General features: G+C 50.0%; 16 protein-coding genes. 2 read left to right on the forward strand and 14 right to left on the reverse strand.

Annotated elements, in window-relative coordinates:
* Nucleotides 1-125: 125 nt before the first annotated feature.
* The 3 genes from M975_RS11205 to M975_RS11215 form a co-directional block, all read right to left on the reverse strand.
* A complete protein-coding gene (locus M975_RS11205; RefSeq protein WP_064559359.1) occupies nucleotides 126-872 on the reverse strand; it encodes an HNH endonuclease family protein in 747 nt (248 codons plus the stop codon).
* A 1-nt stretch (nucleotide 873) separates the two neighbouring features.
* Nucleotides 874-2,055 (reverse strand): AAA family ATPase, encoded by a 1,182-nt coding sequence (locus M975_RS11210; protein ID WP_064559361.1) that lies wholly within the window; start codon nucleotides 2,053-2,055, stop codon nucleotides 874-876.
* Nucleotides 2,056-2,370: 315 nt separating this feature from the next.
* The gene (locus M975_RS11215; RefSeq protein ID WP_064559363.1) at nucleotides 2,371-3,813 is read right to left on the reverse strand and encodes an IS1182 family transposase; all 1,443 of its coding nucleotides are present in this window, start codon (nucleotides 3,811-3,813) and stop codon (nucleotides 2,371-2,373) included.
* Between the two features lie 284 nt (nucleotides 3,814-4,097).
* Between M975_RS11215 and cueP the strand changes: the two genes are divergently transcribed.
* Nucleotides 4,098-4,640: a copper-binding periplasmic metallochaperone CueP gene (gene cueP, locus M975_RS11220; RefSeq protein ID WP_064559365.1), complete on the forward strand. Its 543-nt coding sequence runs from the start codon at nucleotides 4,098-4,100 to the stop codon at nucleotides 4,638-4,640.
* 61 nt (nucleotides 4,641-4,701) lie between these two features.
* On the opposite strand, the gene M975_RS22950 is transcribed toward cueP, so the two are convergent.
* Genes M975_RS22950 through M975_RS11240 form a run of 4 tightly spaced genes read right to left on the reverse strand, consistent with a single transcriptional unit; the run spans nucleotide 4,702 to nucleotide 7,745 of the window.
* Nucleotides 4,702-5,202: a nucleoside deaminase gene (locus tag M975_RS22950; RefSeq protein ID WP_064559367.1), complete on the reverse strand. Its 501-nt coding sequence runs from the start codon at nucleotides 5,200-5,202 to the stop codon at nucleotides 4,702-4,704.
* A gap of 12 nt (nucleotides 5,203-5,214) precedes the next feature.
* On the reverse strand, nucleotides 5,215-5,973 hold the full coding sequence (locus M975_RS22955; protein ID WP_064559369.1) for an ABC transporter permease: 759 nt from the start codon (nucleotides 5,971-5,973) through the stop codon (nucleotides 5,215-5,217).
* The gene (locus M975_RS11235) at nucleotides 5,970-6,749 is read right to left on the reverse strand and encodes an ABC transporter ATP-binding protein (RefSeq protein ID WP_064559372.1); all 780 of its coding nucleotides are present in this window, start codon (nucleotides 6,747-6,749) and stop codon (nucleotides 5,970-5,972) included. The genes M975_RS22955 and M975_RS11235 overlap by 4 nt, the downstream gene beginning before the upstream one ends.
* Nucleotides 6,750-6,758: 9 nt before the next feature.
* Entirely contained in the window at nucleotides 6,759-7,745 is a 987-nt protein-coding gene (locus M975_RS11240) for an ABC transporter substrate-binding protein (RefSeq protein ID WP_064559586.1), read from the reverse strand.
* 259 nt (nucleotides 7,746-8,004) lie between these two features.
* Here M975_RS11240 and acuI point away from each other — a divergent pair, with 259 nt between their 5' ends.
* The gene (acuI, locus tag M975_RS11245) at nucleotides 8,005-8,979 is read left to right on the forward strand and encodes an acrylyl-CoA reductase (NADPH) (protein ID WP_064559374.1); all 975 of its coding nucleotides are present in this window, start codon (nucleotides 8,005-8,007) and stop codon (nucleotides 8,977-8,979) included.
* Between the two features lie 113 nt (nucleotides 8,980-9,092).
* On the opposite strand, the gene M975_RS11250 is transcribed toward acuI, so the two are convergent.
* The 7 genes from M975_RS11250 to M975_RS11280 form a co-directional block, all read right to left on the reverse strand.
* Entirely contained in the window at nucleotides 9,093-9,467 is a 375-nt protein-coding gene (locus M975_RS11250) for a helix-turn-helix domain-containing protein (protein ID WP_064559588.1), read from the reverse strand.
* 73 nt (nucleotides 9,468-9,540) lie between these two features.
* A complete protein-coding gene (locus tag M975_RS11255) occupies nucleotides 9,541-9,804 on the reverse strand; it encodes a type II toxin-antitoxin system RelE family toxin (RefSeq protein WP_134185505.1) in 264 nt (87 codons plus the stop codon).
* Between the two features lie 247 nt (nucleotides 9,805-10,051).
* Entirely contained in the window at nucleotides 10,052-11,104 is a 1,053-nt protein-coding gene (gene cobT / locus M975_RS11260) for a nicotinate-nucleotide--dimethylbenzimidazole phosphoribosyltransferase (protein ID WP_064559377.1), read from the reverse strand.
* A 48-nt stretch (nucleotides 11,105-11,152) separates the two neighbouring features.
* A complete protein-coding gene (gene cobS, locus M975_RS11265; RefSeq protein ID WP_064512146.1) occupies nucleotides 11,153-11,896 on the reverse strand; it encodes an adenosylcobinamide-GDP ribazoletransferase in 744 nt (247 codons plus the stop codon).
* On the reverse strand, nucleotides 11,896-12,438 hold the full coding sequence (cobU, locus tag M975_RS11270; protein ID WP_064559379.1) for a bifunctional adenosylcobinamide kinase/adenosylcobinamide-phosphate guanylyltransferase: 543 nt from the start codon (nucleotides 12,436-12,438) through the stop codon (nucleotides 11,896-11,898). Before cobU ends, cobS begins: the two co-directional genes overlap by 1 nt.
* A complete protein-coding gene (locus tag M975_RS11275) occupies nucleotides 12,435-13,970 on the reverse strand; it encodes a cobyric acid synthase (protein WP_064559381.1) in 1,536 nt (511 codons plus the stop codon). Before M975_RS11275 ends, cobU begins: the two co-directional genes overlap by 4 nt.
* On the reverse strand, nucleotides 13,967-14,776 hold the full coding sequence (locus M975_RS11280; RefSeq protein WP_064559382.1) for an ATP-binding cassette domain-containing protein: 810 nt from the start codon (nucleotides 14,774-14,776) through the stop codon (nucleotides 13,967-13,969). Before M975_RS11280 ends, M975_RS11275 begins: the two co-directional genes overlap by 4 nt.
* Nucleotides 14,777-14,785 lie beyond the last annotated feature (9 nt).

Below are 14,785 nucleotides of genomic sequence, written 5' to 3' on the forward strand. Positions count from 1 at the left end.
GGTCTATAAATGGTTCGTGTTTCCGGGATAATTACTCGGTTCCTACCTGCTTGTCGCCTTTCGCAAACCAAACGTCCAGCCAAGAATGTCTGAACGTTTGGTTTTTATGCGAGAAAGTGTATTAACTAGCGAATTGATTGTAAGGTTAAGCTCAGAGATTCATCATGAAGTTCTTGCATATAATGTGTCCATAAATTCCGCATCTGCATGGATTCTCTAAGATGAGCATATTCTACTGAACGATGAAGCATTGTTGCCGACACAGCAGAAAAGGGAGATTTTTTCTGACACTCATCTAAAATTGCCTCGACTAAATTCATAAGAATGTTTTTACGCCTCGTGCTTGGATTTTCAAGAAACCAATTAAGCTTTTCAATTGCATCGTCAATACTGCTATCAATAACCTCCCCTGCTTTACAGCGTGGGATGAATTTATGTTCCCTGTGATTAAAGTTTAAAACATCGACTGTTGTAGTACCTAAATCTGTTTTACCTTTAATTCGATAACCTCTCATGTAAAGATGTTCCGAAGGTAAATCATTGCATGGATTCATAATAGGATTCATTACTACATTATGACGTTGTTTTGAACCATTACAGTGACGGCATGAAGGTAGGAGGTTTTCCCATCTGATAACATCATCAGGAAAAGTATTCTTGTCCTTAAAGTGCTCGATTTCATTATAAGTACTAGCCTCTTCAAGCTTTACTTCACAAAATGAGCATTTACCATCACTTAATTTCATGCATGCCGATTTTACTTCCGGATGCTGCCATACAGCTGTTCCTTTATCTTTAAACTCCTGAGTTAATGATTGAAGATCCATACGAGTAAAAAAATCAGGAATAAAATTTCGTTCAAGCTTAATCATTTTACTCTTCTCTCTCCCGAATTGACATCAGGCTTATTCTAAGAGATTTACGAAGAACACTATTTTGATGCAACGCTATATCCAAATAATCATAAATTTCTTTAGCTTTGTCGAAATTTTCTTCATCAACTAAACGTTCGAAATTATCAAGTAGTTCTTGTAATTTTCTGCTGAGAGTGCTTTCCATTCCCATTACATCCAACAAAACCTCTTCGACTGTCCAAGCCGAATAGCCCAAGCCATTTTCAGGAAGTTCTTTTACTCTTACTGTGCCATTACTATCTGGTACTAACGCAATTATCTGATTTGATTTTGCATTCTGTACTACATGCGGGCTATGAGTTGTGACGATAAATTGTGCTGATGGAAATGTTGTCGTTAGGGCTTCGGTGATTCTTGCTTGCCACTCAGGGTGTAAATGGATCTCAATTTCATCGATAAGAATCACTCCATCAAATTCTTGGGCAAAAAGATCTTGCTCCGGATAACGCAGTTCGATCTCTTTGATAATACCAAGAAGGAGGCTCATACAAGATTTGAATCCCGAGGAGAGGTATTCATACCAAATTACCCCGGTTGGTGTATTTACAAAAATATCGTAAGTTTTAGGATCGACTCTGTTGAAGGAAAACTGAGGGTTCAATATTGATATACATTCTCTTGCAAGGTGTATGTTTTTTATCGTATTAGGTCCATAGCCATTTTTTACATTTTCAAACAGGTCTCGCTTGGCAAACCAATCTTTGATATCGTTTAAATTGACACCTGAATTAAGCTGTTGCGAAATTTGATCATTGGATAGTGATTTATCTGCATTCAAAGCGTTAAGATGCTTATAATCGAAGTTACGCATAATTTCGAACTTTATGAGTTTTCTCTTATCGAACCCATCATCATTAAAATAATGAGCCGATTCCGTAGGCAAATGAACTGTAATATCTGCCACTGGGTTAAAGTTAGCAGAATTAGCTTCAACTTTTAAACTGATACTCCCTCTTTCAGAAGTGATGTTGCGCTTTATTTTTTGAGTATGCCCATGAAAAAAAGGAAATGAGGCAGCAAGCAGAAGAGTGGATTTCCCAATTCCGTTAGGCCCACATATAATATTCATGTCAGGCCTAAATGTTACATGTAGGAACTTTATCCCCCCTACACCGTTGATAGTCAGTTCAGTCAGTTTCATATATTTCCTTGTATTTGTTATTAACCAGAACTCCGGATTAGCTCGATATTAAGTAACAAGCCAAGTATTGTAAATATGACCCATTAATTTATATTCGAGTTAAACAACGTGGTTTACGTAATCTCCGCTCATGGCACAGGCTGTGTAAAAACTCGGTTTTTGCAGTATCTGAGTACTATCCTCAGTCAGGGATGCAAGATATTCCTGATATTGACTGTATTCGCTGTGATTTGTATGTAGAGGTAGAACGAGGCTTTTGTGGCTTGATATGGAGTGCTAATGGCTTGTTATTAGGGGTTAAAGCGGCCACTCCCGCTAGTTGCATTGTTCTCGCAGCTTAATGGCCAATCCTTCGGTACCCCAGATGGACATCATCCTTTTCAGGTTATAAGCCAGCACATGCAGACTGATTTCTGTGCTGACGTTTTTAAACCGTTGCGTCAGGAAGTGAGTCGCTCCCATCCACATTTTAATTGTCCCGAACGGATGCTCTACCGTTTGCTTTCGCACGACAGCTGTTTGTGGCAATGCGTTAAGCCTGGCTTGCATGTCTTCCATTTCTGCTTCATGAACCCAGCGCCTTATACGTCTCGGATCGCGTTTTGATGTGGTGCACCTTGACCGCTGACTGCAATCGCGACAAGCAATATTGTTAAAGTACATTTGCTGCTCTAAACCATCCTCAACCACCGTAAATCGGTTCTGAAGCTCGCTACCCATCGGACAAACATAAATATCTTTTTCCTGGTCATATTTGAACAATGAACGATTGAAAAGACCTTTGCGGTCAGCGCCAGAGGTATCGCCTTTTGGTACTAAGGCTACGGCACCTAAGTCCTGCGTTGCTTTAATATCACTCCGGCTGTAGTAACCTTTATCAGCCAGTACGGTAATATCCGCTTTGCCAACAGCGTCTTGCGCTAATTTTGTCACCGCTGTTAGCTGCCCACGGTCTGGTGTATTCGTTACTTCATGCGCAACAATCAGGTGATATTTAGCATCAACGGCAGTCTGAACGTTATAGCTAACCTGGCGGTTAACATTGTTTATCTTCATTAGCCGGGAATCAGGATCCGTCAGTGACAGCTGCTTATCAGGGTGCTGCACAACGGCCTGCTGGATTTGCTTGAGTTCTTTCAAACGCTTTTGCAGCCATGCCAGTTTTACAGCGGTTAAACCTGCATTTTTTTCGGGCCCCGCAGCCTTGTCAGCTTCATCGAGCTTATTCAAGTAAAGAGCGATACTTTGCTCAACCCTTTCGATGTGGCCTTTTGTTTTCTGGGGCGTGAAGTTGTTCGATTTGCTGTTTACCGCCTTGAACTTACTACCGTCAATGGCAACCACCACATCGGTGAACATCTGCATCTGCCGACACAGATCAATGAAAGCCCGGCAAGCATTTTTGATGCCTTTACCATTGTTTTTTCTGAAGTCTGCAATGGTTTTAAAATCAGGTGTTAATCGCTCAAGTAACCACATCAATTCAACGTTACGATGGGCTTCTTTTTCTAACCTGCGGGATGACTGAATGCGGTTCAGGTATCCATAAATGTACAGCTTCAGCATGGTTGCGGGGTGATATCCTGGCCGCCCGGTTTGTTTTGCATTAACACGCTCAAAGCCAAGTGTATCAAGCTGTAATTCATCAACAAAGACATCAATAACCCTGACAGGGTTATCTTCTGTGACAAAATCATCCAGCACTTCAGGGAGCAACGTCACCTGATGTCTGCCTTGACCTTTAATGTGGTGAGTCATATCTTCACCCGCAATATTTAATCGTATGCTTTTAATTTTATTAAATAAAGTAGGTTACCGCACGGGTTTATCAAGAATGGTTGATCATATAAAGCCACTGCTTAGACCAAAAAGTGATCAGCAGTTTTCACACAGCCTGGCACAAAGCAGACCGTCGAAAACAGCAGAACCCCCACGCAATACCCCTTCTTTCTGTAAAGTTTTGCATATCCTTTTGACCCTCCCCTTACGGGAAGGTTTAGAGTTTGCCACAGCTTAACTCTCTCTTTAGAAAGGAATCATTGATGAAACGAAATATGCTGTTCGCATTGCTGGCACTGAGTATCAGTGGCTGTGCAATCGCCGCTCAATCTGATGCAGAATTTCTCGCAGCACACGGTTTAGCGGGTAAGACGACCGAGCAAATGGTGGAAGCGATTGATAGCTCACCGCAGGCACGCCCGCTGCCGTATAACGCAGGAATCACCAGCACCGAATTGAAATTGTCTGATGGCACGCAACAGTTCAGCTATCCGCTGGGCGATAAGTTCTATTTGTCTTTCGCACCTTATTTGACGCAAACCCATCCGTGCTTTAACCACAGCCTTTCCGGCTGCCGTGGCGAGCTTGCGAATACGCCGTTTGATGTGAAAGTAACGGATAAAAGCGGCAAGGTGTTGATACAGAAACAGATGACCAGCCATGCGAATGGTTTTGTGGGTATCTGGTTGCCACGTGATATCGAAGGCACGATTGAAGTGAGTTATCAGGGGAAAAAGGCCACCGCGCCGATTGCGACGCATACCAGTAGCCAGACCTGTTTAACCACACTGCCGCTTCTGGGCTAATAGGGACGTTAATATCGGATTGAGTTGTCGCATGTCGCTTGTGCTAATCCGACATCCACCGTTATCGCCCCGCCCAAAATACCTGCTGCATCGCCCTTGTCTCTTCGATAATTTCTTCTACCGGGCCAATCAACTCCACTGGTTTCTGGCAATGCTCGAAGACGTATTTCGACGACACGCTCATGGTCGGGTTTTCTTGATGGCTACCGGTCGCTTCCAGTAACTGGCTTTCATACATACCGAAAACCACGCGCCCGATATTCGCCCAGTACGCCGTTCCCGCACACATGCAGCAAGGTTCGACAGCGGTATACAGCGTGCATTGCCATAAATATTCGGCGGTGTAATTGGTCGCCGCAATGCGCGCAAGTGTTGATTCCGCATGGTTTACCGTGTCGATATTGCACTGTTCAAGCAACACCGTTTCGTTATCCGGCGCGACTAATAGCGCACCAAACGGATGGTGCCCAAGCAAAATCGCCCGTTCTGCCACCGCATTGGAGCGGCGCAGGTGGCGTAGGATCTGTTCTTTACTTGGTGCAGGCCCACGTTTTAGTGACATGTTTTTCCTTCCTTATTTTGTATCGAGGCTCCACGGGAACAGCCGTTTTTGCAGCCAGCTCACCAGCCCGTAAAGCGTCAGGCTACACACCACCAGCAAGAACAAACTGGCGAAAGCCAAGGGGATTTTGAACGATGACGTGCTGAATAAAATCAGGTAACCCAGGCCTTGATCTGCTGCGACAAACTCCGCGACTACCGCCCCGATAATCGACAACGTAATCGCTACTTTTAATGCGCTGAAAATATACGGCACCGCGTAAGGCATGCGGATTTGCCAGTATTCGCGGTTGCGTGGCGCACGTAATGTTTTAGACAGCTCAAGCAATTCGGACGGCACGGAGTTCATCCCTGTCGCCGTGGAAATCACCAGTGGGAAGAAGGAGATAAGTGTGGTGATCACCACGCGCGGCAGCATGCCGGAACCGAGGGTCACGACAATAATGGGTGCAATCGCCACCACCGGTGTGGACTGAATCACAATCAGCCACGGCAGTACCAGGCGGGCGAGCAATTTAGAGCTGACAATCGCAATGGCCAGCGGCAATGCAATCACGATCGCCAGTAGGAAACCGCTCAGCGCCACACTTAACGTCGCCAGAATATGCGTAGCCCAACGCCCGGCATCCAGCGTGCTCACTGAGGCGAAAATGGCCGATGGCGAAGGCAGAATAAACACCGGGATGGCGAATAATTTACACGCCCCTTCCCACAGCAAAACCGCCACCACCAGCGCCAGCAGCGCGATGTACCTTTCCAGAAACGCTTTCATGCAGGCTCCTTGCGGCGGCTGAAGACTTTGTGGCGGATGTTCGCCGTTAGCTCATGGAATAGCGGATGGTTGAGTGTTTCCTCATCTCTTGGGCGTGCCAGCGGCACATCTATAATTTCACTCACGCGGCCCGGGCGAGCGCTCATCACCACGATGCGGTCAGAAAGCAGCAGCGCCTCCTGAATCGAGTGGGTGACGAACAGCACCGTTTTCGGGCGTTCGTTCCAGATACGCATGAGCTCGAAACTCATTTCATCGCGGGTCAGCGAGTCGAGGGCGGAAAACGGTTCGTCCATCAGCAAAATATCCGGGTCATGCAGTAACGAACGGGCGATGGAAACGCGCTGCTGCATGCCGCCCGACAGCTCCGCCGGGCGTTTATTGGCAAACTGCGTCAGGCCGGTCATTTCCAGCAGTTCATGCCCGCGCGCCATATCTTTAGCATCCACGCGGCCATACTTGTGTTTCATCGGAAACGTGATGTTATCGAGCACGGTGAGCCACGGAAGCAGCGTCGGTTTCTGGAACACAAACCCCATTTCATCGCGTGGTTCGGTCACGGGTTTGCCATACACCGAAATGGTGCCGCTGCTCGGTTTCAAAAGCCCGGCAATCAGGCGCAAAATGGTCGATTTCCCGCAGCCTGACGGGCCAATAAACGAGACAAATTCATGGCGGCGTAGCGTCAGATTGACCTCGTCCAGCGCGGTGACCTGCGTGCCATCTGCGGATATAAATGTCTGATTAACATGACTCAACTCTATTACAGGCTGCATGGCATTCCCTTATTTGGCGAGATAACTGCGGTCGACCAGCGTTTCCGGGTTCACTTTATCGAGTGGATATTTCATTGATTTCGCCACCCACTCCCAGGTGTGTTTCAGAAGCGTCGGGTCGAATTGCCCCAGCCCATCGCGCTGGCTGATTTCGTTGTTAATCAGCGGTTTTGTTACGTTAAAGTCAGCTTCCAGCATTGCGACGTCGGCTTCAGGCACCATCGCTTTTTGGTCAGCAGCCGCTTTGTCCGGGTGGGCGAGGCTAAACTCGATAGACTTTTTGGAAGCACGCACAAAGCGCGCGACAACATCCGGCTTTTCTTTGATGAGTTTGTCGGAGGCAAAGAACGACAGGCCATATCCATCGAGACCGTAATCGGTCCATGCCAGTTCGAGCGGTTTTTTACCGACCTGAGTCAGCGTCGCTTCTATACTCGGGCGGTTAGTTGACCACACCACCACACCATCAACACGCCCCTGCGCCAGCATTGGTACCAGCGTGCCCGGATCTGCTTTGATCTGTTTTACGCTATCGGGATCAACGCCATTGTTTTCCAGCATGATGGGCAACAACGCATTAGAAGCAGAGAACGTCGGGATGCCCAGCGTTTTGCCTTTCAGGCTTTTCATATCGGTCACGCCGCTGCCCTGCCAGGAGTAAATCGCATCCGGCTGTTTTGAGTAGATGCTCATGATTGCCTTCACCGGAATACCGCCTTCGGCCTGCGCCATCATTAATGAGGCGATACCACCTGTGCCGACATCGGCGGCGCCGGAGGCAATTTTGGTTAGCGTGTCGCTGCTGCCACGGCCTGGCAGAATGGTGACATCCAGCCCTTCCGCTGCGTAAAACCCTTCCTGCACGCCAACAAAGACAAAGGCTTTGTCACCGCCGTTCGGCATCCAGTCGAGTTGCAGTTTTAATTTATCCGCAGCGGCGGCATGCGCACTTATCAGTGCCAGAGCTACAGCAGTTGTCAGTCGAATCACACGCATGCGTTTATCCTCAAAATTGATCAAATTGGCCCGGCGGGCAGATGTGAAACATTTGTCACAACGGTTAGAAACTTTTGTTTCAAACATACGAGTTGCATGGTCAAAAGTTAAAATAGGAAAATCTTATAACCAGCTAAAAAGCAGGCATTTAGCCACCAAATAGAGCTGTCTTCTTTATTCTCAGGCCAGAGGGGTATACCGTGTTGAGCATTAGAAACATCTCAACCGAAACACTCGGTTCAAAGAATGAGGATTGATTATGAAAGCGGTAGTACTTGAACAAGTTGAAGGTCAGACGCAAGCCGAAGTGAAGCAATTTTCAGCTCCGGCGGCAGAGTTGGGCAATGTGCTGGTCGATGTTGAGTGGTCAAGCCTGAACTATAAAGATGCGCTGGCGATTACCGGCAAAGGCAAAATTATCCGTAACTTCCCGATGGTGCCTGGCATTGATTTCGCAGGCCGTGTGGCGAGCAGCGATGATGCGGCTTTCAGCGCAGGTCAGGAAGTGGTGTTGACCGGCTGGGGCGTGGGCGAAAACCATTGGGGCGGCCTTGCCGAGCAAGCGCGTGTTAAGTCTGAGTGGCTGGTTGCGCTGCCTGCGGGTTTAACCGCACGCAAAGCGATGATCGTCGGCACCGCAGGCTTTACCGCGATGCTGTGCGTGATGGCGCTGGAAGAAGCCGGTGTGACGCCAGAAAGTGGCGAAGTCGTGGTGACCGGTGCCAGCGGCGGTGTGGGTAGTACCGCAATCGCCCTGCTGCATGCGTTGGGCTACCAGGTTGTCGCGGTTTCTGGCCGTGAATCAACGCATGACTACCTGCGCCAGTTGGGTGCCAGCCGCATTCTGCCGCGCAGTGAATTTGCTGAGACTCGCCCGCTGGAGAAACAAGTGTGGGCCGGTGCGGTGGATACCGTGGGTGGCAACGTGCTTGCCAAATTGCTGGCACAGATGAACTACTCCGGCTGTGTTGCGGCCTGTGGTCTGGCGGGTGGTTTCTCGCTGCCAACCACTGTGATGCCATTTATTCTGCGTAATGTGCGCCTGCAAGGTGTGGATTCAGTGAGTGCGCCGATTGAACGCCGAGTTGCCGCGTGGGAGCGTCTGGCCAAATTGCTGCCAGAGAGTTTCTATGAGACGGCGACGACCGAGATTAGTCTGGAGCAGGCACCGAAATTTGCCGATGATATTATGAATAATGCGGTTCAGGGGCGGACGCTGGTGAAGGTGAAGTAAGCTCTCACCTCTTTCACAAACTATCTCAATAAGGATAAAAATTGAGATAGTTTGTTGTAGTTATCCCTTGCCCCGACCAACCCTGGAGACACTCCATTGGTCGGGATTTTTCATCAGTCATCAATTAGCTGGGTAACGCGACATCTATACAATTCAGCGAGTTTTTCTAACGTGGAACGCTGAGGTTTAGCGCGTTTCTCCATGTTTGCTACACCCGCTTGAGAGATGCCAAGCACTTCCGCAACAGCCTCTTGAGATAGACCGCGATACATGCGCCAGGCGGCATGTAAAGTCGCGCCCTTTCTCATTTGGTAACCTACGACTTCATGTGGGATTGTCTCATCGTCGTTAGGGCCAGGAGCATAGGGAACCGATTCGTAAAAATCATCCAAGTCTGCGGCTTCTACTAGTTTATTAAACAGGTCAATAGGTATCACAGCAGATTGACGTGCACCATTTTCATCGGTCAAAAATTGTATGTTTTTCATTCTCACGGGTCTCGCAAATATTGGAGAAAAGTCGAGCTTTCTCACTGGTTGAAGCGGGTTTCCTCGCCTCCACTTAGTATGTATTTGATTGTCTGCGCATTACCTCTTCAATCTGGATTATGGTTGGATTTCCATCTATTACCGTAAACAGCACCCGATAAACACCCACTCTTACCCGATATTCTTTCCCTTTACTGCCTTGCAGCTTCTTTAAATCTAGCTGCACATCAGGGAATTCTTCTAGCTCACTTATCCGGGCATATATCGCTTCACGGTAGCGGCTATCTATGCGGAGAAGCTGTTTCATTGCAGTCTTACTCCATTCAACATTCGGCACTTTGGCTTCCTTATGTCGATCCGTGATAATTATCATAACTAAATGTAGTGATAAATAAAGTAATTTAGTGATAATTGAACTTAAAAATAGTTAAGCTTGAGCGTCCGGACTACAAGACATCTTCTTACCGGGAACAAGGTCAAAATCGGTTTAATTTTTGACCTTTGACCCGGTATAAACTGCACTGAAAAGTTAGTGAGCGGAATTATCACGATCCCGGCAAATTCAGATTAGTGATCCGAGAAGATCACCCAGGCAACACAATATTACTCTCAGCCAGCGACCCCATATTGTTATGCATCGCACACGCCGCATCGACAATATGCATCGCCAACGCAGCACCACTGCCCTCGCCCAAGCGCATCCCCATCTGCAAATACGGCTCCAGACCTAACTTGTTCATCGCAATCACCGCGCCTTTTTCCGCCGATAAATGCGAAGGAATCAGGTAATCGCGCACACCTGGCGCAATCTGGCAGGCGGCTAGTGCTGAGGCATACGACAGGAAACCATCGAGCACAACCGGCAGGCCAGCTGCTGCCGCGCCGAGCATCACTCCGGTCATTCCGACCAGGTCAAAACCACCGACTTTTGCCAGTACGTCGATACCGTCCGCCGCATCTGGCTGATTGGTTTCGATAGCTTTGCGTACCACCGCAATCTTGTGGTGCAGTTTGTCACTCGGGAAGTTAGCCCCCATGCCCACCACATCATCGGGTGAGCTGTCGGTTAACACGCTGACCATCGCCGCCGCTGGGGTGGTATTTGCCATGCCTAGTTCACCCACACCAAACAGCGTGACACCTTCCGCGGCTTTCTGCAGGGTGATTTGCATGCTTGTCAGCAGCAAGTTTTCAGCCTGCTCACGGCTCATCGCCGGGCCATGCGCAATGTTGCCACTGCCACGCGCCACTTTCATGTCCAGCACACCAGGCAGTGCATCGCTGTCGATGCCGACATCTACCACGTGAATTTCCGCGCCGACGGTCGCGCCCAATACGCAAACGCCAGTGTTATGGCGCGTCATATTCATCGCCTGAATTGCGGTGACGATTTGCGGGGAAATCGCCACACCTTCTGCGTACACACCGTGGTCAGCACACATCACAAGAATGGCTTTGCGTTCGGTGTTCAGGCCATTTTTCATGCCCGGCATTCCCGCCAGTTGCACCGCTAACGCTTCGAGGCGCCCAAGGCTGCCAAACGGTTTAAGCAGGCCGTCGATGTGTTGTTGTGCGCGAGCCATTGCATCGCTATCAAGCGGGGAAATTGTTGCCAAAAGGGAGTTCAGTGTTTGCATTTTTTATTCTCAGATTCACATGGGTAATAATTATTTGGGTGAAGACAATCAACGTAGCAGCGCCAGCAAAAACACCACTTCGCCCAGCTCAATCGCCGCACCGAGCGTGTCACCGGTCTGCCCGCCAAGCGTGCGCTTAAGCATCAGGCCAAGGCCGTACATCGCCAGTATTGTGATGACCAGCGCCAGCAGCCCTGAAGCGGGCAGCAGAACCGTGCACAGCACCGCGCCACCGATCAGCGTCAGCAATGCCTGCGTACCGGTCACTTTGCCGATAAACAGATTGCCCAGCCCTTGCTCACGCGCATATTTATGGTTGTACATCAGCAACACACAAGCACTGCGCCCGGCAACAGAAGCCGCCGCCAGCACCATCAACATATTGTTGCCGCGCAGCGAAAGTTCGCTGACGACCAGCACTTTGGTGACAATCACAAAGATCAGCGCCAGCCCGCCGTGCGTGCCAAGGCGGCTATCACGCATGATTTCCAGCATCCGGTCACGGGTCCGCGCTGAGAAAATGCCATCACACGTATCGGCCAGGCCATCGAGATGAAAACCACCGGTCAAAAGCGCCAGCGCCAGCACATAACCCATTGCGGCTAAAGGTAAACCCGCCCAGGGTTGCAGCAGCGTAAACACGCCTCCAGCCAAAGCGCCCAGCAGCAGGCCAACAAACGGAAACGTCACGATACCGCGCACGTACTGGTGCGTTTCGATACCATCCGCCCAGCGCGCGCGCACCGGAATACGGCTCATAAACTGCAAAGTGGCGAAGAACAAACGGAAGATCATTTAATTTTTACTCCAATCCCTGAAACAACCAGCCAGACCTCGTCGGCACGCTGGGCCAGCCGCTGGTTAACACGCCCGGCGATATCGCGGAAATGCCGCGCCAGGCGGTTTTCCGGCACAATGCCCATCCCTACTTCGTTGGTGACCAGAATCACCTCCGCAGGGCTTGATTCACAGGCGGCCAGCAAAATGTCGATCTGCTGATTCACCACCTGTTCCATCGACTCAAAATCCCAGTCGTCTTCAGGTTTATCGCCCGCCGCGTCATACATAACGTTGGTGATAAGCGTAGTGATGCACTCCAGCAGTACGGCTTCTTGCGCCGGGTTTTGCGCGTTAATCACGCTGTTTAAATCGCGATATTGTTCAACGGTGCGCCAGTGCGCCGGGCGGCTGTCGCGGTGGTGCGCAATTCGCTGTTCCATTTCAGCGTCGAAAATTTTCGACGTGGCGATATACAGCACACGTTCAAAGTTCGCCGCCAGTTGTTCGGCATGGCGGCTTTTCCCGCTGCGTGCGCCGCCTGTGACTAATTTCATACCGCTTGCTCCTGGTGCTCGCGCATAATCTGGTAAATCTTTTCGATATCAATGTGTTCGCGCATAGCGTCGGCCAGAATAGTAAACTGTTGGTCTTTGTGAGCTTGATAGTCGAACACCTCACCTTCCCAGGCCTGCAACCCTTTGCGCTGACGCAAGCTGTCGAGCAGGCTGCGGGTAAACTCGCCGCTATCAAATAAGCCATGCAGGTAAGTGCCCAACACGCGGCCATCTTCACTTATTGCACCGTCAAGATTGTGATAAGGCTGAGTATTACATTCGGTGAAGGTGGCAAACGGAGTGGTATTTTCGCCGCGCTGCGTTTCGCCCATGTGGATTTCATAGCCCTGCAAAGGAGTACCTGAACTGGCAGCGAAAATACCCGGCAGTTGCACCTGAACCTGACCTGCTACGCGGGTCGTGGTTTTTTCACTGGCAAAACGGGTGACCACATCCAGCAGGCCGATACCCGGCATTTCGCCAAGCCCGGATTCCACTTCATCGTAAATATGCTGTCCGAGCATCTGGTAGCCGCCGCAAATCCCCAGCACCGCACCGTGATTACGATGATGCGCCAGCAGCGCCTGTTCCAGGCCGTTTTCACGCAGCCAGCGCAGGTCGCCGAGGGTATTTTTACTGCCCGGCACAATCACCAGGTCACTGTTTTGCAGTTCATCAGGTTTGGCTACATAACGCAGGCGTACATCAGGCTGTGCGGCCAGCGCGTTGAAATCAGTGAAGTTCGACATGTACGGCAGTTTTAGCACCGCGATATCCAGCTCTTTCGCCGTGACTTCGTCGTATTTCCCGCGCTGCAACACCACGCTATCTTCGTCTTCCAGATCGACATTCAGCCACGGCATCACGCCCAAAACCGGCACGCCGGTTAACGCTTCAATCTGTTCGATACCGGAATAAAGCAGCGCAACATCACCGCGAAATTTGTTGATGATAACGCCTTTGACGCGCCATTTTTCGTGCTCGAGCAGCAGCGCGATGGTGCCGTAAATTGCCGCAAACACGCCGCCACGGTCGATATCGGCCACCAGAATCACCGGGCATTGCGCCAGTTCTGCCATGCCCATATTGACGATATCGCGGTCGCGTAGGTTGATTTCAGCCGGGCTACCCGCCCCTTCAAGCACCATCACATCATGTTCTGACGCAAGGCTTTGGTATACCTCGCGGATTTGCGCTTTTAATTGCGGTTTGTAGTTGTGGTAGGTCACAGCATCCATATTGGTGGCGACTTTACCCATCAATACCACCTGCGCTTTGCAGTCGCTGGTGGGTTTGAGTAGCACGGGGTTCATGCGCACATCAGGGGCAATTCCAGCCGCTTCGGCCTGGAAAATTTGTGCGCGCCCCATCTCTTTGCCGTCAGGCGTAATGCCGGAGTTGAGCGCCATATTCTGCGATTTAAACGGCGCGGTACGGTGGCCATCCTGGGCGAAAATCCGGCACAGCCCTGCCACCAGCATGCTTTTGCCCACATCAGAGGCGGTGCCCTGAACCATGATTGAAAGGCTCATCCTGCATCCTTTGAAACGCGCAAGGCGTTAAACAATTGAGTTTCGGTTTTACACAACGGGAAACCGAGTTCGCTGTGCAGTTTGACCAGCCACGGCTGCACCAGCCCGGCTTCACGCAGCATGTCTGGCTGGCTAAAGACAACGCCTGGCTCGCCTGCCGCCACGACTTTTCCGCCGTTCATCACATACACGCTGTCGCAGACTTCATAAATCAAATCAATGTCGTGGCTTGAGATAACCACATGTTTACCCTGAGCGGTAATACGGGCGATGATTTCAATCATCTGCTGGCGGCCCGAAGGGTCAAGACCGGCGGTCGGTTCATCGAGCAATAAATAGTCGGCTTCCATCACCAGCGCCCCGGCAATCGCCACGCGTTTCTTTTGCCCGTGGCTTAAATACTGAATCGGTTTGTGGCGAAAAGATTGCGCATCTACCAGCTGAATCGCGTGTTCGACACGGCGGGCGATTTCGGCTTCATTCACGCCAAGGTTGCGCAAGCTAAACGCGATATCGCTGTCGATATCGGTATAGAAGATTTGTTGTTCCGGATCCTGAAACACGGTGGTGACGCGCTGGCGGTGCTCAATCAACCCGGCTTTACTGTAATTTATCGCTTTGCCCTGCCACAAAACTGCGCCGTTCTTCGGGCGCAAAACACCGTTGAGGTTCATAAACAGCGTGGATTTTCCACAGCCGTTTGCACCGACGATTCCCGTTACCGGGTGCGCCCCAAAATCAAAGGTTAAATCGTGCAGAACGGTATCGTCCTGATAGCAAAAAGATAAATTTTGGGTTGCCAGCATCGGTGCGGT

This window comes from Buttiauxella brennerae ATCC 51605 (assembly GCF_001654925.1).
GTDB lineage: Bacteria > Pseudomonadota > Gammaproteobacteria > Enterobacterales > Enterobacteriaceae > Buttiauxella > Buttiauxella brennerae.